The organism is Paenibacillus pseudetheri (assembly GCF_924513355.1).
Lineage (GTDB): Bacteria > Bacillota > Bacilli > Paenibacillales > Paenibacillaceae > Paenibacillus_AQ > Paenibacillus_AQ pseudetheri.
Window position 1 is genome coordinate 1 of the sequence record NZ_CAKMAB010000001.1, and the last position, 18,832, is coordinate 18,832.

General features: G+C 43.8%; 14 protein-coding genes. 11 read left to right on the top strand and 3 right to left on the bottom strand.

Features of this window, described 5'->3' with window-relative positions:
• The first annotated feature begins 251 nt into the window (after nucleotides 1-251).
• The 8 genes from L1028_RS00005 to L1028_RS00040 all read left to right on the top strand — a co-directional run bounded on the left by L1028_RS00005 (nucleotide 252) and on the right by L1028_RS00040 (nucleotide 11,119).
• Entirely contained in the window at nucleotides 252-1,031 is a 780-nt protein-coding gene (locus L1028_RS00005; RefSeq protein ID WP_234529740.1) for a response regulator transcription factor, read from the top strand.
• Between the two features lie 318 nt (nucleotides 1,032-1,349).
• On the top strand, nucleotides 1,350-2,720 hold the full coding sequence (locus tag L1028_RS00010; RefSeq protein WP_234529742.1) for an ABC transporter substrate-binding protein: 1,371 nt from the start codon (nucleotides 1,350-1,352) through the stop codon (nucleotides 2,718-2,720).
• Between the two features lie 129 nt (nucleotides 2,721-2,849).
• Complete coding sequence (locus L1028_RS00015; RefSeq protein WP_234529744.1) at nucleotides 2,850-3,731, top strand: carbohydrate ABC transporter permease; 882 nt, start codon at nucleotides 2,850-2,852, stop codon at nucleotides 3,729-3,731.
• A gap of 3 nt (nucleotides 3,732-3,734) precedes the next feature.
• Entirely contained in the window at nucleotides 3,735-4,568 is an 834-nt protein-coding gene (locus L1028_RS00020; RefSeq protein WP_042186110.1) for a carbohydrate ABC transporter permease, read from the top strand.
• Nucleotides 4,569-4,644: 76 nt separating this feature from the next.
• The gene (locus tag L1028_RS00025) at nucleotides 4,645-5,676 is read left to right on the top strand and encodes a glycoside hydrolase family 130 protein (protein ID WP_234529747.1); all 1,032 of its coding nucleotides are present in this window, start codon (nucleotides 4,645-4,647) and stop codon (nucleotides 5,674-5,676) included.
• Nucleotides 5,677-6,020: 344 nt separating this feature from the next.
• A complete protein-coding gene (locus L1028_RS00030; RefSeq protein ID WP_234529749.1) occupies nucleotides 6,021-6,983 on the top strand; it encodes an acetylxylan esterase in 963 nt (320 codons plus the stop codon).
• Nucleotides 6,984-7,031: 48 nt separating this feature from the next.
• Entirely contained in the window at nucleotides 7,032-9,104 is a 2,073-nt protein-coding gene (locus L1028_RS00035) for a methyl-accepting chemotaxis protein (RefSeq protein ID WP_234529751.1), read from the top strand.
• Between the two features lie 206 nt (nucleotides 9,105-9,310).
• The gene (locus L1028_RS00040) at nucleotides 9,311-11,119 is read left to right on the top strand and encodes a peptidoglycan D,D-transpeptidase FtsI family protein (RefSeq protein WP_234529753.1); all 1,809 of its coding nucleotides are present in this window, start codon (nucleotides 9,311-9,313) and stop codon (nucleotides 11,117-11,119) included.
• On the opposite strand, the gene L1028_RS00045 is transcribed toward L1028_RS00040, so the two are convergent.
• Entirely contained in the window at nucleotides 11,080-12,270 is a 1,191-nt protein-coding gene (locus tag L1028_RS00045) for an AI-2E family transporter (protein WP_234529755.1), read from the bottom strand. The two genes, L1028_RS00040 and L1028_RS00045, sit on opposite strands and share 40 nt — an antisense overlap.
• A gap of 201 nt (nucleotides 12,271-12,471) precedes the next feature.
• Between L1028_RS00045 and L1028_RS00050 the strand changes: the two genes are divergently transcribed.
• Entirely contained in the window at nucleotides 12,472-13,869 is a 1,398-nt protein-coding gene (locus tag L1028_RS00050; RefSeq protein ID WP_234529758.1) for a polysaccharide deacetylase family protein, read from the top strand.
• Nucleotides 13,870-14,041: 172 nt separating this feature from the next.
• On the opposite strand, the gene ilvD is transcribed toward L1028_RS00050, so the two are convergent.
• Nucleotides 14,042-15,727 carry a dihydroxy-acid dehydratase gene (gene ilvD / locus L1028_RS00055; protein ID WP_042125516.1) on the bottom strand — a complete coding sequence of 562 codons (1,686 nt, stop codon included), beginning with the start codon at nucleotides 15,725-15,727 and terminating at the stop codon, nucleotides 14,042-14,044.
• A gap of 317 nt (nucleotides 15,728-16,044) precedes the next feature.
• Nucleotides 16,045-17,085, bottom strand: coding sequence for an acyltransferase family protein (locus L1028_RS00060; protein ID WP_234529759.1), 1,041 nt, complete (start codon nucleotides 17,083-17,085; stop codon nucleotides 16,045-16,047).
• A gap of 186 nt (nucleotides 17,086-17,271) precedes the next feature.
• Between L1028_RS00060 and L1028_RS00065 the strand changes: the two genes are divergently transcribed.
• Nucleotides 17,272-18,015: an alpha/beta hydrolase gene (locus L1028_RS00065; RefSeq protein WP_234529761.1), complete on the top strand. Its 744-nt coding sequence runs from the start codon at nucleotides 17,272-17,274 to the stop codon at nucleotides 18,013-18,015.
• A 32-nt stretch (nucleotides 18,016-18,047) separates the two neighbouring features.
• Nucleotides 18,048-18,812, top strand: coding sequence for an HAD family hydrolase (locus L1028_RS00070; RefSeq protein ID WP_234529763.1), 765 nt, complete (start codon nucleotides 18,048-18,050; stop codon nucleotides 18,810-18,812).
• Nucleotides 18,813-18,832 lie beyond the last annotated feature (20 nt).

The following is an 18,832-nucleotide window of genomic DNA, read 5'->3' on the forward strand; positions in this document are numbered from 1 at the left end:
AATTTTGTTATATAGTTATTATTAATTTGTTAGTTTATAATAACAACTTAATTTAGTTATATACTTTTTCGAAGATGATTTCAAGGACAATCTATAGTTACAGCTGGGAAATTAGAATAACTTTCGTTATAGTAAATACAAGACTATAAATGAGCGCAATCGTACATTGACGTAATACATAGGGAGCATTCTATTCATGGTGATAGCGCAATCATAATAACTAGGAGATACAACTGGAGGGAAATACTCATATGATAAATGTTATGATTGCGGACGACGAGGAAGTCATTCGCAGGGGGCTCGAAAAAATCACATCCAGAATGGAGATAGACGTACATGTAATTGGATCCTACGGTAACGGGTTGGAAGCCTGGGAGCATATTGAAAAGTTATCCCGAGAGGATATGGATCTGCTGATTACAGATATAAAAATGCCTAGAATGGATGGCTTTATGCTGATTGAACAGGTTAGAGGACATATGGAGGATATGCCTATTGCCGTTCTTAGCGGTTTTAGTGAATTTGAATATGCCCGCCGAGCAATACGCCATGGGGTGATGGATTATTTACTAAAGCCTATTGATAAAACTCAGCTATATGAACTGCTCAAGAGAGTAGAAGATGCAAAGAAAAAGAATGTCAAAGAGCAGGAAGAGATGTTCTCTCAAACGGCAGATGGTGGAGAGCATTACGTCGTTGAACAGACTAAAAGCATACTGGAGAGGGAGTATGATCAGAACTTCGAACTTGAGCGTTTGGCGGAGACCGTTGGTATGAATGCGAGTTACCTTAGCCGTTTGTTCAAAATAAAGACGGGCCAGACCATAACCGATTATCTAATTCGGATTCGTATTACTAAGGCGAAAGAATTGCTGATGGAGCATCCCGACCTGAAAAATTATGAAATTGCCGATAAAGTAGGTTATAGTGATCCGGTTTATTTTAATAAATTGTTCAAGAAAATGTGTGGTATGACACCTAAGGATTATAAAAGCGGCTGTAAATTACCGAAAATGGAACGTGAGTTTTAGACTTATATAGGAAGCTATTATTTAGGAGAGCGAAAAGCTCTCTTTTTTTGTGGTTATTTCGGATAAATTAGATAACAAAATTACTGTAATAAAAACAAATATAACAAATACAAGACCAGAAAAAGCAATTCAAACCATCGTTTTGCGTTAAAAATAGATTTATAATGAGTTTGTAAGCGATATCATCACTTGTTTTCAAGAATTATCAATGATTTTAGTATTGATGATTACTCTATTAAATTGCTAGTGGTGATAAAAGTTATTATTTTTGTTATTAAACTAAATTAGAGTCAAATTGAAGAGAGGGGTCGTAAAAACATGAAAAAAGGCAAAACAATGATGAGTTTGATGGCACTGACACTTATGGCAGGATTGTTTAGCGGTTGTTCTTCAAACAACAACACTAACAATGAAGGCGCTAAAAACACAGGAAGCAATGGATCCTCAACAGAGGCGAGTGCAGCTCCGGCTGATGATACAGCAGCCAAGGACATTAAAGGGGATATCACGGTTATTACGCAAAGAACGGATATTGTTGATACCGTATTCAAAGAGTATGCGGCTAAATTCAATGAGAAATATCCTGATGTAAAGGTAAACTTTGAAGCGCTTGCTACTTACGAAGATCAAATTAAAATTCGCATGAGCACTAGTGACTATGGCGACGTTCTTTTGTTACCTACAAGCATAGCGATTAAAGATATTCCCGATTTCTTCGAACCACTGGGTAAACTGGAAAATATGCAAAAACAATATACAGGTGTGGAAGAGCGTGCAGTAGACGGAATGGCTTACGGAATTCCAATGACCATCAACTTTAACGGTATTATTTACAACAAACAAGTCTTTAAAGATGCCGGGATTACAGAGGTTCCAAGAACCCCTGAACAATTCTTGACTGCTCTGCAATCGATTAAAGACAAAACAAAAGCTGTGCCTCTGTACACAAACTACGCAGCTGGCTGGACATTGACCCAATGGGAAGCGGATCTGGCTACAGTAGCTGGTAACCGTGATTATGTGAACATTGGTCAAGTGGCTAGTGATGACAACTATGTTCCAGGTCAACCTCACTATGAGCTGTACAAAATTCTATATGATGCAGCGCAAAAAGGTTTGATTGAAGAAGACCCAACGACAACAGATTGGGAATCTTCCAAAGCGGATCTGGCAAACGGAAAAATCGGCACGATGGTTCTTGGATCTTGGGCGATTGGTCAAATTAAAGGCCTTGCTACTAACCCTGATGACGTTGGCTTTATGCCATTCCCTACGAATGCTGATAAAGTGCTTGTACCACTAGCGGGTGACTACAATCTGGGTGTCAGCGTTCATAGTAAAAACAAAGAAGCTGCTAGAGCTTGGGTGGATTGGTTCATTAACGAATCTGGCTACCCAACGACTGAAGGTGGCGGTATGAGTCCAGCTATCGGTGCTGAGCTTCCAGAAATTCTGAAACAATATGAAGGCACTGAAGTAACCTTTGATACACTTGCAGCTGCTAAAGCCGGCGAAGAAGGCTGGTCTGATGAAATTGACAAGCAAGCTGAAATCGGTGCTTGGCAGCCAGACTTCAAGAAACGCATTATTGAAGCAGCAATTGGCAACAGAAAAGAATCCTATGATGACATCATGAAGGATCTCAACGACAAGTGGAAAGCCGCTCACGCGAAAGTCATAGCACAGTAACAACTATAAGCTTTCTTAAATGCTATAGGCGGTGGTGGATGTGGGAGGGGATATGCTAACAGGCATTTCCCCCTTCACATTTAAATGAGTCATAAATAAATGAGGATGCTTTTTCTGGAGGTGTATCGGGTGTTCAAGTTTTCGAATTTGAGTTATAAAAATCAACGGATTGCCATCATTTTCTTGTTCTCATTAGTGCCGATCGTATTACTACTCACGTTTGCTTATTATCCAGTCATCAGTATGTTTCGATACAGCTTCACCAGCTGGAATGGACTAAGTAAAAATATGGAATACGTTGGGCTGGAGAACTACAAGACTATTTTTACGAAACCTGAGTATTTTTCCGTATTTAAGGTCAGCTTGTATTATTTCTTCACCACCTTTATTCAGATGGCGCTTGCTTTATATTTTGCGACCATTCTGAGCTTTAGTGTTCGTATGAAAAATTTGTTCAAAGGGATTTTGTTCTTCCCAACCTTGCTAAATGGTGTAGCCATCGGTTTTATCTTTCTTTTCTTTTTCAAACCAGATGGAACGCTAGACACGATTCTTAACCTGCTCGGACTTAGTGGTTTACAACAGAAGTGGCTGCTCAATCCGAATTTGATTAACTTCTCACTTGCAGGTGCGTCACTGTGGAGATACATGGGGATGAACTTCCTGATCTTCCTTGGGGCTATCTCCTCGATCGGTTCGGATATTTATGAAGCCGCTGAGATTGATGGTGCAAACAGATGGCATCAGTTTATGCATATTATTTTGCCAAGTATTAAACGTATTCTGCAATTGAACTTGATTTTAGCGGTTAGTGGCGCCATTGGTGTGTTTGAAATTCCATACGTCATGACAGGCGGATCTAACGGAAGTAGCACATTTGTTATACAGACGGTCGATGTAGCGTTTAAATATAGCAAAGTTGGATTAGCATCAGCGATAGCCGTAGTTTTGCTGGGTATCGTTATAGTAGTTACTATTTTGCAGCGCGTTCTGATCAAGGAGGAGAAATAAACTATGCATTCTGTAAAATATACCACTGCTAGTATATTCAAATATCTCACCTTGATTTTGGGAGCACTTGCAGCATTGATACCTATTGTAGTTGTATTTTTTGCCTCATTAAAAACAGGGCCAGAATACGCTTCAACCGGACCGTTAACACTGCCAGAGAATTGGCTGAATTTCTCCAACTACACAAAGGCTTTTGTTGATGGAAAAATGCTTCTTGGTTTTAAAAACACGGTCATTATCGTTGTGATCTCTATCCTGGGTGCAACGCTGACGGGTTCGATGATGGCTTATATTTTATCCCGCTTCAAATTTAAAGGCAGTAAAGTTCTCATCAGTATGTTTCTGATTGCTACCCTGATTCCGGGTGTTACTACGCAAGTGGCGACTTTCCAAATCATCAATCACTTGGGCTTGTTTAATACCAGATGGGCACCCATCGTGATGTACCTCGGTACGGATATTATCGCTGTATATATTTTTATGCAATTCCTGGATTCGATCTCCGAATCACTGGATGAATCCGCGATGCTGGACGGGGCTTCATATTGGACGATTTATTGGAGAATTATTTTGCCACTGCTGAAACCGGCGATTGTAACAGTAATTATTGTAAAGGGCGTAAATATTTATAACGATTTTTATACTCCTTTCCTGTATATGCCGAAAACAGATCTACAAACGATCTCCACAGCGCTCTTTAAGTTTAAAGGTCCATACGGATCACAGTGGGAAGTTATCTGTGCGGCGATTATGATCGCGATTATTCCGACATTGGTTGTGTTTACCGCGTTGCAAAAGTATATCTACAATGGATTTTCACAAGGTTCCGTTAAGTAAGCTTAGTAGTAGATTTCATAGCAGTACTAGATAAAATAGCAAACTGAAAAGTTGCATACATTTGGAGGGAATACTAATGAGTGAAGTGAAATTGGTAGGAGCGAGTGCAATGAACAACCCGAACATGCCTTGGCAGGATAAGCCTGCCGGCTACGAGAATCCGATTTGGAGACATAATGATAACCCGGTTATCAAAAGAAATCCTGCAAAAGGTGTAGCCCGTATTTTTAATAGTGCGGTTGTTGCGTATGAAGGTAGTTTTATTGGAGTATTTCGTGTGGAAGATAACACAACTCGTCCGCATTTGCGTATGGGACATAGTGTGGACGGTCTGGATTGGAAAATCGATGATGAGCCGATCCAATTTATAGATGAAGAAGGTAAACCTTATCAGCCGCGTTATGCTTACGATCCACGTCTGGTAAAGGTCGAAGATACATTTTATATTATCTGGTGTACAGATTTTTACGGCGCGGCCATCGGTGTTGCCAAAACACAAGATTTCAAAACATTTGTCAGCTTGGAAAATCCATTCCTGCCCTTCAACCGGAACGGCGTACTCTTCCCTAGAAAAATCAATAATAACTTCGTGATGTTGTCCCGTCCAAGTGACAGTGGTCATACACCATTTGGTGATGTGTTCCTTAGTGAGAGCCCTGACTTCGTATATTGGGGTAAACATCGCCATGTGATGAGTAAAGGTGGCCAAGGCTGGTGGCAAAGTGTGAAGATTGGAGGCGGACCTGCACCGATTGAAACTTCTGAAGGCTGGTTGATGTTCTACCATGGCGTTACTGGAACCTGCAACGGTCTTGTATATAGCATGGGTGCGGTTATTTTGGACATTAATGAGCCTTCGAAGGTGAAATATCGCTCGAAAAATTTTGTGCTAACCCCTGAAGAGTGGTACGAGGAAAGAGGCTTTGTGAATAACGTTCTGTTCCCGTGTGCTACTCTGCATGATGCAGAAACCGGCCGTATCGCCATCTATTATGGCGCTGCTGATACTTATGTTGGCGTTGCATATACAACCGTTGATGAAATTGTCAACTATGTTATCGACACCCATGAAGAGGTTGGCGACGATGCGGGTTTAGGCAAAATCTAATAGGGTGAACAAACTTTATCCCCTTCATGAGACCTCTCTACATCTAAGCTAAAGCCGATAGTTGCAGAAAGTGCACTTAAACTAACCTATGTGGTGATGTTTAGTCTAAATAGTTGCACATTGTACACTTATCTCAGGAGATTTTTCCTCGTAATCCCCGCTTTGAGCAAATTTAGTTGTATAGAGTGCAATTAAATGAACAACACAACATATTTTGCTGTAAATAGTTGCAGAAAGTGCAACTTTCGAGCCCTTGTTATTAGTGGAAGCTAACGGAAAACCCTCATATGCGGGTTTTCCGTTTCCATTGTTTTTAGTGAAAAAACTTTAAGGAGGATCTTAATATGGGAAGCGACATGACATTGTCACAATTAAAAAAATATAACGGAAGCAGCCCAAAGCCGGATGACTTCGATCTATTTTGGGAGCGGGCTTTACGTGATCTGGACGCCCAGCCGCTAGATTATGAACTAGAGCCTGCGGAGTTCGTGAGTGAGCTAGCGGAATGTTTTCATCTTTATTTTACCGGTGTTGGGGGAGCAAGAATCCATTGTAAATATGTAAGACCGAAGAAAAGAGGTACGGAAAAAGGTCCCGGTGTAGTAATGTTCCACGGATATTCCTGTGACAGCGGGGATTGGATGGAGAAGGTGACTTATGCGGCCCATGGGATTAGCGTCCTTGCGATGGATTGCCGGGGACAGGGCGGACTATCCGAGGATAATCTTACTGTAAAAGGCACAACCATTCGTGGACACATCATCCGCGGTATTGACGATCCTACTCCGGACAACCTTTACTATCGGAATGTGTTTCTGGATACAGCGCAGACTGCTCGAATATTGATGTCTATGGAAGAAGTTGATCCAGTACGTGTAGGTGCTTTTGGTTTATCTCAAGGCGGAGCGCTTACTGTAGCTTGTGCAGCATTAGAGCCGCGTGTGGGCATGGCTGTTCCTGTGTACCCGTTTCTTTCGGATTATAGACGGGCTTGGGAGCTTGATATCACTACGTCAGCATATGAGGAAATTAACTATTACTTCCGCTTTTTTGATCCCCATCATTTACGTGAGGATGAGATTTTTAATAGACTGGGTTACATCGATATTCAGAATCTCGCGGAGCGAATTCAAGCCAAAATGTTGTGGGTTACAGGGTTATCCGATGTGATTTGTCCACCTTCAACACAGTTTGCCACATACAACAAAGTACTAGCGCCCAAAGAGCTTATGGTTTATTATGAGTACGGTCATGAGTATTTGCCATATCTTTCCGATCGGGCGTTACAAATGTTCATGACCTTGTAAACGATAAGCCAGTAGGCATAACAGACGACAACGGTGGTGAATGATTAGATGAAAGTACAAGTGAAAAAAGAAAAAAGACGATTCCAGCTGCATCCATCCAAATCCATTGGGGTGCGGCTTTTTCTCATCTTCTTTGTTTCGACGATGGTGCTCGTGCTCTCTCTCGGCTACACTTCCTATTCCGTAGCTGAGCATACGATCGAGACGAATGCGCTGTCAGCCAATCAACAGACAGTCGTTCAAACCGCTGAGAAGTTTGATGTGGAATTGTTACGTTATGAGGATGGTCTAGGAAGAATCTTGTACGACAATGAAATTCAAAATGCACTCAAACAAGGGAATAATCCCACTACAAGTAATGAGGAACGTAAGGTACTGTCTAACCAGATTAGTGCGGAGCTAAATGATTGGCTCACGGCATCAAACGGTGTGGAGGCCGTATACCTTATTCCGATGAATGAAGGTTTTCCAATTTCTTCGGCGGGTACAAAAGATAGAGCTTTTATTGAGAGTTTCAGAGAATCCTCATGGTTTAAGCAGCTAGAGGAGAAGCCACAGAGTGTATGGATTCCACGTGAATTACAGGGCCAGGAAGGAAATACGTCAGGTGTTTTCCATTTGGCCAAATCGATTGCCGGTGATTCTAAAAGCTCGGGATACATAGTCATTAACGATATTACAATTAGCGAATTAGAAAATCAGCTTCGTAAAGTGGATCTTGGAACAAGCTCCTACATGCAATTACTAACGAATAAGGATGAATTGATTGCCTCCTCCCAGCAAGTGGGGACGGATACATATCTGAATCTGGGAGGGACGCTTCTGGGTGGTCTGCAGAATACAGCAGGCTCATTGCCAACAAAGGATGAGAAGGGGAAATCTATATTAGCTGTATACGGAACACTAGAAACCTCGGGATGGAGGTTACTTGGTGTTGTACCGGCTGAGAACTTGACGAAAGACGCGCTGCGTATTCTTAAGACTACTTATATTATTGTTGCTGTAGCTGCTGTTATCGCCATTTTGATAGGGTATTGGATGCTCAGAATGGTATCTCGACCGCTGACCAGACTTAAGAATTTGATGTCAGAGGGAGCCGAAGGGAATCTAGGGGTGCGTACAAATATCACCTCACGTGATGAGATCGGTCAGTTATCCAGTTCCTTTAACATGATGATGGAACGAATAACAGAGCTGGTTATTCATACTAATGAAACCGCTCGGAAGGTACTGGAAACCGCCGATGAACTTAGCGGTGTTTCGCGCAAGACCGCTGATGCAGCAATGGATATTGCCGCGGCCACGGAAGAAATTGCGGGTGGTGCTGGCAGTCTAGCTTTGGAAGCTGATCGTGGTAATGAGTTGACAGGGCAAATTTCGGTACAGATGGATTTAGTCAATTCAGCTACTCATGAGATGGATCACACCGCATATAACATCGGCGAACTCAGTGAGGAAGGTTTCAACAGATTGAAAGAATTACTTAATGAGACGAATAGGACTGGCCTGAAGACGAATCAGCTTGTGATGAAGGTTAATGAGCTGACAGAAACGGCATCTTCCGTTATGAGGGTTCTTAATGTCATGCAAAATATTACACAACAGACAAATATCTTGTCTCTGAATGCCACCATTGAAGCAGCAAGAGCAGGCGAGGCTGGACGCGGATTCATGGTGATAGCCGATGAGATACGCCAGCTTGCAGATCAATCGAAAGAGTCGATTGCTGTTGTGGCTGAAATAACAGATACCGTTATGAGAGATATGAACGAGACGGTTGTGGTTCTATCAGAGGTTGCACCGCTCTTTAATCAGCAAATGACCTCCGTGAAGAGCACTAGCGATATCTTCGTATCTGTGCAGGATCAAATGCAGCATTTTATCGCCCGTCTGAATGCTGTAACTGTGTCGATGGACAGCTTGAGTCAATCGCAAAAGGTTCTATCCGATTCGATGAGCAACGTAAGCTCTATAGCTGAGGAATCATCAGCTGCATCTCAAGAGGTTGCCTCACTTAGTGGAGAGCAACAAAGTGTAAGTGATCATTTGGTTGAGCTTTCTTTGAAGCTGGAGGATGCATCCTTGCAGTTAAAGGAGAAGTTATCGAAGTTCAGCGTGTAGGGTAGACGTAACATAATACTAAATTAATGAACCGCTTATTCCTTTAAGAGAAGCGGTTCTTTGTTTTGAGCGGCATAAGGACGCCGGAGGCGTTTTTGTTTGGAAAATAAATTATTGATTGTGATGTTGCAATGAACATTTTATGGCGATTCTAATGGATGTAGGTAGGACATAATTGGTGTGGAGTCTATTCAGGAGGGAAGACATTGCGTAATAACAAACATCGGCGTGTATTCAGCGGTCTTCTTATTTTATCTGCGGCTGTAGCCGTGTTGATCCTTAGGCTGGCGTGGGTTCAACTAATTATGAAGGAACAGACGGTTCCTGGAACAAAATATACACTTGCGAAGATGGCGGAAATTCAAAGTGAACGGGAGACTGTACTGGACAGCGGTCGGGGACGTCTGTATGACCGCAAGAATGAGCCTCTTGCTGGGGAAACCATTTGGACGGCGGCATTTTTTCCACAAGAGGAGATGGCTAAGAAATCTGTGACGAAGGTTGTTTATGAAGAAGCTAAATCCATGCACCGACTGGCAGAGATTCTGGATGTCAGTTATGAACAACTGTTGAATAAGCGATCTTCACTTAAAGAACCTTTGCTATGGCCATCTTCAGTGGGAAAAGGACCACTCGCGTTGTCTCAGGCACAGGCAGAAGAAGTGAGTGCACTGGGGATCGACGGAGTAGGCGTGCTTCCTTTCGCACGCAGATATGAAGGGATTTCTTCAGGTCGGCAATGGCTAGGTTATTTATCGGAAGCCACCATGCATGGTGGAGCTAAAGCTTCTACGACGGGTCTTAGGATACCTATGACGGGAACGGACGGTTTAGAGAAGACATTAGAGCCTTTGCTTCAAGGGGTAGGCCACACTGAAGCATATGTTCAAGTGGATGCGCGCGGGAATCGCCTTCCAGGCAGTCCCATTCAAGTTAAAGCTCCGGGAAATCCTTATTTCCCTCTGTCTTTATATACAACGATTGATAAGAAACTTCAGGAGGAAATTGAGGAGCTTGCGCTCAAATCCGGAATGAAGGAAGGAGCCGTAGTGGTGTTAGACACCAGGACGGGAGATATTGAAGCCATGGTATCTTTACCCTTCTATAACCCGGAGAAGATATCTCCGCAAGGAGGGGAGTGGAACAACCGGGCACTCCAGGCTGCCGTTCCAGGATCGATCTTCAAAATCGTTACAGCTGCCGCGGCGTTAGAAGCCGGTGTGACTTCCGCTGATGAGCTTTTTTATTGTTCAGGGCAATATGAGAAATATGGATTGTCTTGTCTAACAGGAAAAGGACACGGGGCCCTTACGCTGGCGCAAGGATTTGCCGTGTCCTGTAATACTGTATTTGCTGCTCTGGCAGAGCGCTTAAGCGGTGCTCAGCTTCAATCAACTGCACTGGCGCTAGGACTCGGTAGAGATATTAGCTGGCAAGCTGAAAAGACGCTTGGGTTTCCACTTCTAAAACCACTATCCGGAGAGCAAAAGGGGAGCATCTTTACTACCTTACTTCCAGATGACAAGGGAGCCAGAGTACAGACTGCAATTGGACAGCGGGATGTACAAGTCACACCCTTACAAGCAGCTAATCTTATTGTAACGCTACTGCATGGAGGGGAAGTAAGGGCGCCAAGGATTCTGCAGCGAGTCACATTTGCGAACGGGCAGAAGCTGGAGGAGCTGCCGGGACATCTGTCCCCTTCTTCAGCAGGAAGGATTTCTGAGTCTACAGCCCGCCAGTTACTGTCCATGATGCGCAAAGTTGTGACGGAAGGAACCGGAACCCGTCTACAAAGCACACACTGGCCTGTTGCAGGTAAATCAGGGACGGCGCAGACGCTGGTTAAGGGCGTAGCACGTAACAATCAATGGTTTATCGGCTACGGCCCGGTGGATCACCCGAGATATGCTGTATCAGTCGCTGTGGAGAATGTCGCTCCGGATAGTCCACATCTTGCCATTAAGCTATTCGGTCAGATATTTGATTTATTATCGTCTTCTACAGAAGCTTGAGGCTCCGGAGGGGGAGCAGTGGCCGTGCCCTTAGATGAAGGGCCATTTGCAGCAAAGGGCGAAACGATAAACTCCTCTTGAGGCAAATAGATCCAGCTCTGAAGATATCCTTGTTGAATTAGTTCTTTAATCAGAATAAGCAGAATCGGCGACAGGATCAGACCGGCCATACCGAACGCGGATGTGGACAGAATGACGAAGGACAGCATTAGAAAAGCAGACGATACGCCAATCGAATTCCCGGTAATCTTCGGTTCAAGCAGCTGTCTTACAATCAGTACAATCGCCAGGAGTACGATTAAACCGATTGCTAAAGAGGTATTGCCAACAATGAACAGATAGATGATCCAAGGGACTAAAATCGTCGTTACACCAAGGAGTGGCAAGACATCAAATACAGCACAGATAAGCGCCATAGTGATTTCGTTACCGGTCCTTAGTATGAATAAGCCAACCAGTACGATAACAAAGGTAATGCTGATCAGAATAAGCTGAGCTTTTAAATAAGAGCCGATGGCTTTAAAGACATTGCCCTGCAAAAAGGCATAAGCAGTTTTAAATGTTTTTGGCATTTTGTCATGGGCAATCTTGCGCCAATCTTTAATCTCCATACTAAGGAAAAATGCTAAAATAATGGCGATCCCAAAATTAGCCATGAAGGAGGAAAAGGATCCGAGCACACCGACCATATATTTTAGAGAAATAACAAGCCATCCAGTAAGAACATTCGTGGCATTTTTAAAGTAGCCATTCACTTTGTCGGTAATATCCGGCGGCAAGCTTTCGATTTTTTGCTGAAGGTAGGTTGTGGATTCCACGAAATGTTGTTGTACCACATATGTATACTTAGGAAGATTATCTTGAAAGTGAAGCGCTTGGATAGTGATTAATAGCCCAGCGCCAAATAACGTACCTAGAAGAATGATTAGGAACAGAAGCACTGAAATCGCCGAAGCGAATGGTTTGGCAAGCCCCCGTCGGTTCAAGAAACGGGCAAGCGGTTCAATAAGCAAAAATACAAAAAAAGATAGGAATACAGGTGCAGCTAATTGATACAATTTACTGAAGGCGAACATAACCAGATAGACCGTGAGGACAATTAATCCAATGTCGAAGAACGTGCGCCAATATTTTTTGTATAACGGCAGCATAGATATAAACATCTCCCTTTTTAAATAAGTTGATAGGTCAGCTTGAATACATTGTACATGATTTTACGTAAAAACCGTCTATTTCTTTGATACATGTGTTAAAATAGGGGGTAACGTATTTTTTATCTAACTTCACTTGGCCGTATCTGCTTGCAGACGTAAGGCGAGCCAAAGTCAACTCTGGAAAAGCGAGGAATTCATATGCAGACTTTGCTGCTCTGGTTATTTTATATCTCATCTTTTTATGCTTTTATCCCGGGTATGATTAGCCGCATTTTTGGTTACCGTGTCTTTCGTAAAGGAACTGGGCGCAATGAGTTCGCGTTGACCTTTGATGATGGACCTGACCCTCGATTTACACCGTTACTCCTGGATTTATTGAAGAAGTATGATGCAAAAGCAACCTTTTTTGTAGTAGGATCTAACGCTGAACGTTATCCGGAGCTTATTAGGCGGATACATGAAGAGGGACATCTTATTGGAATTCATAATTATGTTCACAAGACGAACTGGCTCATGCGGCCCGCAACCGTTCGGCGGCAGATTCAGCACACGAATGATATTATCTACAACATAATAGGCGAGCGTAGTACTTATTATCGTCCGCCTTGGGGAATTGTCAATTTGTTCGATATTTCCAAACGTCGCCAAGTTGAAATTGTTCTATGGTCGGTAATGTTTGGAGATTGGCGTGAGAAGCTTGGTGCGCAGCGGCTTACCGAGAAAATGCTAGCTCGACTAAATCCCGGCGAAGTGATGCTGCTGCATGATAGTGGCACAACGCTAGGTGCCGATCCGGATGCACCCGAGAATATGCTGGTAGCCCTTGAACTAACACTGCAAGAAGCCCAAAGAAGGGGACTTCGCAGCATTCGGGTTGACGACATGATCAAGATGGAGAAGTCGCCCATTCGGCACTTATCCTTTGGTAAGCGAGTAATAGTAGGACTCTGGTTAGCTTGGGAGCAGGTATTTCAAGTAATGTTCCAGCTCAAGACGATTAACCCAGCTGATCCTTTCATGCATTTTCGAATGCGTAAATATAAGGGAGAGCCTGTTGAACTCGGTGATGGAACCCTGTTGAGTAAAGGTGATAAAGTCATTGAGCTGCATATTGATAACAGGCAATTATTCGAATTAGGTATTCATTCTCGTTCTTCTGCTCAACTTGCGATTCGAATGATTCGCAGAATGGAGAAAGGGTTACCAATGCTGGCTGAAGTTATTGCCAAAGACGTAAACCTCGCGCAAGCCAAAGCACTTTATGGGGTTAGTATGATTAACCGTGGGCCAGAGAAATTCGGCTTTAGTGTACATGATTTGCCCGATGGCATTTTCGCACGTTCCACCAAGTTTTACTTAAAGATCCTGTTAAGTGTGATTCATCCAGATGGGGGTGCTAGGCTCAAGGAGCGTAGTGAGGTTCTTGTACCGAAGCTAATCCTGATGCCTGTCTCAGAATTACTCAAGAAGATGAATCAGCAACTGCCTCATGATGAAAGGTCGGTAAGGAAACGTAAACCGCAGCAAGAGGAAGCATTGTCACTTAACGATTCACATACAGAAGTGGAATTACCAGGAGCAACAGTAACGAATTGATTCATGATATTATTAAGTCTTATATAATGAGCCGTAATATAGATGCCTCACAAACCAGAAATGGATTGTGGGGCATTTTTTCTTGTGCCCAATAAAAGAGCAGTCCGACCATAGATGATCTAAGGTGGACTGCTCATGTATGCTAGGAACAACTAGAATTTGATTATGCTAATTAAATCTTCAGTACTGCACCGTTACTTGCATTGGTAACCATTTTGGAATAGCGAGCCAGGTAGCCAGTCTTAACTTTAGGCTCAAACTCTTTCCAGCCCGTACGGCGAACCGCCAATACTTCTTCGTCAACCAGCAGTTCAATCTTACGATTGTTGAGGTCGAGTTCAATGATGTCTCCATCTTCAACAAAAGCGATCGGGCCGCCTTCAGCAGCCTCCGGAGAAATGTGACCGATGCTAATTCCGCGGGAAGCCCCCGAGAAACGTCCGTCTGTAATCAGACCAACCTTAGCACCAAGACCCATCCCGACGATTTGCGAAGTAGGAGCTAGCATTTCCGGCATTCCCGGTCCACCCTTTGGACCCTCATAACGGATAACGACTACATGGCCTTCTTTAACCTTACCGTTAGCGATACCTTCGAGTGCGGATTCTTGGGAATCAAAGCAGATCGCAGGACCTTTGTGATATCCGCCAACAGAAGCATCTACTGCACCTACTTTAATGATGGAACCTTCAGGAGCGAGGTTGCCGTAAAGGACGGCAAGACCGCCCCTTTCGGAGTAAGGGTTATCGATCTTATGAATAACGGAAGTATCTTGGATCTCATGTCCGATTACGTTCTCGGCTAATGTTTTGCCGGTAACCGTCATGCAGTCTCCGTACAGAGCACCTGGTTTCTTCAGCAGTTCATTCAAGACGGCACTAACGCCGCCTGCGCGGTCCACATCTTCAATGAAAATATCGGATGCTGGAGCCAGCTTCGCCAAATAAGGAACACGGTTAGCCACTTCGTTAATACGTTCAAGCGGATAATCGATACCAGCTTCTTGAGCCAGTGCAAGGGTGTGTAGCACCGTATTGGTGGAGCCGCCCATTGCCATATCCAGTGCAAAAGCGTTATCGAGTGATTCTTTAGTTACGATATCTCTTGGTTTAAGGTCCAACTTAATCAATTCCATCAGTTGAGTAGCGGATCTGCGTACAAATTCTCTGCGCTCATCAGCTACAGCTAGGATGGTACCGTTACCTGGCAATGCCAGTCCAAGTGCCTCTGCCAGACAGTTCATGGAGTTGGCAGTGAACATTCCTGAACAAGATCCACAGGTAGGACAACCGAATTGTTCTAATTCAAGCAACTCAGCATCATTGATTTTTCCGACTTGGTGAGCACCTACGCCCTCGAATACGGAGGTAAGGGAGAGCTTTTTACCTTTACTGTCTACGCCGGCTTTCATTGGACCACCACTTACGAACATGGTTGGGATGTTGACACGCAGTGCGCCCATCATCATTCCCGGTGTGATTTTATCGCAGTTAGGGATGCAGACCATGCCATCAAACCAATGCGCGGAAACGACAGTTTCCAAGGCGTCAGCGATGATCTCGCGGCTTGGTAGGGAATAACGCATGCCGATATGTCCCATTGCGATACCGTCATCAACGCCGATCGTATTGAATTCAAAAGGAACGCCGCCAGCTTCACGAATCGCTTCCTTAACGATCTTACCGAACTCTTGAAGATGCACATGACCTGGAACAATATCAATATAGGAATTGCAGACCGCAATAAACGGCTTTCCGAAATCTTCTTCTTTTACTCCGGCTGCACGCAGGAGACTACGGTGTGGAGCACGGTCAAAGCCTTTTTTAATCATGTCTGAACGCATTTTCTTAGCTGCCATATTGACATTTCCCCCCTAAATAAATTGCAATGAAATATAGTGTCGCATTAACGCAATGAACTCCAAAGACCTGCGTATATACGGTTTATAGAATGAACGGGGACGAGCTTCCTGAAGAAGAAGGGCGAAGCCGATTCTATAAAAAATGCCGCTGTTTTGGTATAAACGGTTCCCGCCTATAATGAACGGAGAAGTCATTGTTATTAGTGAGTCTATCACAAAGAGCACGTTTTTTCTACCGGACAATGTGAAGTTTCTCATTAGGAGACCGATCTTAAATAGTATAAAAAAACCTATCCACTAGGGGATAGGCCACCTTATAATGAGCGCCTTAAGGCAACACGCTGCAGGGTGATCATCCAGCCAATGGGGGGCTCAATAATAGGATGCATCAGCCGTTTTACACTTGGTTGGGCTAAGAGAATGGTCAGTAAGATTGCCGAAAGCACCAATAACATGGCACCTATAGAATGGTTGATATAAGAGTACAGGCCAGAAACAGCGGCAAAACGAACGATAAATCCGTGAAGTAGAAAAACATATAACGTACGGGAGCCCCAGTCAGTCAGCCGGCTAAGCGAGTAAGGAATCCACCCCATAAACGCTAGTGCAGCGGTGATTTGTAGCCCGTAAATGCCCAGACGATAAATTCCTGCGTACCATTCTTGAAGCCCAAGCTGCATGTAGGTCATACTTCCGTAAAGCCAGCCTATCGGCAACTCTGATCCCCAAGATGCAAACAGAAGGAATAGAAGGATGGAGACTGCGGCAGCGGTAATTTTAATCCATTTTTGAAAAAAGCGAGAAAAGGACTGGAACGAAAAATGATAACCTAATACGAAGAATGGCAGGTATACAAAAGTGCGGCTAATGCTGAACCATACGCCATCAAGCTGTAGGTATCCAACGGAAACTCCAGCGGCGACAGCAAAAATGAATTGAGTGGCGGGCGCCCATTTACGCATCCCGATCATAAGTATACGCCAGAAGGCATGACTTGCCAGAAACCATAAGAGCAAATAGGGGGCGAAAAAGGAATGATGGATACCCTGTACCTGATATATGGTGGCGTCTAGCACAGAGTAGAGGCTTTGGAAAATAATGTACTGCAATCCGATTTGCATGATCAAGCGACGGCCTTGTGTACCAGTAAGGTGTTTATTAGCAAAATAGCCCGTAACGAGCACGAAGAGCGGCATATGAAAGCTGAAGATCCACATATATAAGCTATGCAAGCTGCTCATGGAGCCTATCAGTGGTTCTATGGCGTTTCCAACGAATACAGTGACAATGAGAACAAAACGTATATTTAGAAAAAAGGTCTTTCCAGGCGTGTCTAGCGAGTTTTCCCCTACCATGACTTCCCCCCAAAGATGCTTGATGCTTTAATTTTAAAATACAAGATTTTCTTCAATTGAATTGTGAATTAACTCACTAGTGAAAGCGCTGTCATATGTGCCAAATGTGGCGATGTGTTGAAGGTTGTTAGAATAGTGGGTTTCTACTATAATTTTCTTATATGCAGTAACATCCGGGAGTGGAGCATGTTGAAGAAAAGAATAACTAAGCGTCGTATTGGTTTAATTGTATTAATTATTCTTGTTGTAGCCGGATTGCTGCTGTGGAAATATTTAACTCCGTATGCACCGGCTGAAGAAGCCGAAACTGCACTGATTTCAAGCGGTGGAGTTACAGTCGAACAGAATGAAAACTGGATTTCGTTTGAACCCTCCATTACTAAGGGGGCCTCTATCATATTTTACCCTGGAGCTCTGGTGAAACCAGAAGCTTACTCCCCACTTGCGAAGGGCATTGCTGCTGCGGGACATCCTTTCTACATCGCCAAAATGCCGCTTAATTTAGCAGTAACAAAGGGTGATGCCGCAGAAGAGATTATTCGTGTGCATCCAAAGCAATCTTTTGTTCTAGGTGGGCATTCGCTTGGGGGTGTCATGGCGTCACGTTATGCGATTGAGCATACGGACCAGCTGGAAGGTGTGTTTTTCCTGGCTTCTTATCCAGATGAAAAAGGTAGTCTACGAGAGACTACTTTGTCAGTATTGTCTGTAGTGGGTACAGAGGATCAGGTTATTGACAGAGACAGCTACAACAAAGGACGTTCTTATTTGCCAGATAATACGGTTTATAGTTCAATCGTCGGTGGAAATCACGCTCAGTTTGGAAGTTATGGACCACAAAAAGGAGACGGGAAAGCAACCATCTCCGAAGAAGAACAGCAAAATGACACTGTGCGAGCCATGTTGGATTGGCTTGGGAATCTCAGGTAGTCTTTGGTCTTTCCAACAAAGGGAGGATATTTATGCCAGAATTACAGATTAACGATGACTGCATTCCCTGTTCAGGAATACTATTCGACAAAGATGGTACGTTATTGGATCTATTAGCCACTTGGGGGAATTGGGCCGAGCTTGTACTGTGTGGAATGGAAAATCAGCTTGCGATTATGGGAACCGATTTTATCGTGGATCGGAGTAAAGTGCTAGGTACCCAGCATGATGCTGCAGGAAAGTTGATTGGTTATGATCCAGCAGGGCCGCTTACCATGGCTACAGAAGAAGAAAGTTATGGTGTGCTTGCATGGCAGCTGTATGCTGCGGGTGTTCCTTGGAATGAAGCATTGACCCGCGTTAAGAGTATAGCTAAGGACGCTATGTATGAATTACGCAAACGCCGCACGGCACAGCCTCTAGAAGGGCTTCTTCCTTTTCTGGAACAGTGCGCGGCTGCATCACTCAAGCTAGGGGTGGTTACCTCAGATGGCGCAAAGACCACTCAGGAGCATCTGGATTGGCTTGGTATTGCTCATTATTTCCATTCGGTAGTTACAAGAGACAGAGTATTAAACGGAAAACCCGCACCTGAAATGGCTGAATTAGCCTGCCGGGAGCTGGGGCTGTCTCCTGAAGTGACGATTATTATTGGTGACAGTAATGCAGATATGCAATTGGGTAAAGGTGCAGGCTTACGCCTTGCCGTTGGAATCTCAAACATGGGTGATGGAAATCACTTGATTGATGCAGATGTGATTATTTCTAGCTTTAATGAGCTAAGGATCACTTACTGATCGCATATAATGGAAAGGAT

What these genes read in the sequence shown, in the direction of transcription:
- L1028_RS00005 (WP_234529740.1), top strand. Translation starts at nt 252, where the DNA reads ATGATAAATGTTATGATTGCGGACGACGAGGAAGTCATTCGCAGGGGG.
- L1028_RS00010 (WP_234529742.1), top strand. Translation starts at nt 1,350, where the DNA reads ATGAAAAAAGGCAAAACAATGATGAGTTTGATGGCACTGACACTTATG.
- L1028_RS00020 (WP_042186110.1), top strand. Translation starts at nt 3,735, where the DNA reads ATGCATTCTGTAAAATATACCACTGCTAGTATATTCAAATATCTCACC.
- L1028_RS00025 (WP_234529747.1), top strand. Translation starts at nt 4,645, where the DNA reads ATGAGTGAAGTGAAATTGGTAGGAGCGAGTGCAATGAACAACCCGAAC.
- L1028_RS00030 (WP_234529749.1), top strand. Translation starts at nt 6,021, where the DNA reads ATGGGAAGCGACATGACATTGTCACAATTAAAAAAATATAACGGAAGC.
- L1028_RS00035 (WP_234529751.1), top strand. Translation starts at nt 7,032, where the DNA reads ATGAAAGTACAAGTGAAAAAAGAAAAAAGACGATTCCAGCTGCATCCA.
- L1028_RS00045 (WP_234529755.1), bottom strand. Translation starts at nt 12,270, where the DNA reads ATGCTGCCGTTATACAAAAAATATTGGCGCACGTTCTTCGACATTGGA.
- L1028_RS00050 (WP_234529758.1), top strand. Translation starts at nt 12,472, where the DNA reads ATGCAGACTTTGCTGCTCTGGTTATTTTATATCTCATCTTTTTATGCT.
- ilvD (WP_042125516.1), bottom strand. Translation starts at nt 15,727, where the DNA reads ATGGCAGCTAAGAAAATGCGTTCAGACATGATTAAAAAAGGCTTTGAC.
- L1028_RS00060 (WP_234529759.1), bottom strand. Translation starts at nt 17,085, where the DNA reads ATGGTAGGGGAAAACTCGCTAGACACGCCTGGAAAGACCTTTTTTCTA.
- L1028_RS00065 (WP_234529761.1), top strand. Translation starts at nt 17,272, where the DNA reads ATGTTGAAGAAAAGAATAACTAAGCGTCGTATTGGTTTAATTGTATTA.
- L1028_RS00070 (WP_234529763.1), top strand. Translation starts at nt 18,048, where the DNA reads ATGCCAGAATTACAGATTAACGATGACTGCATTCCCTGTTCAGGAATA.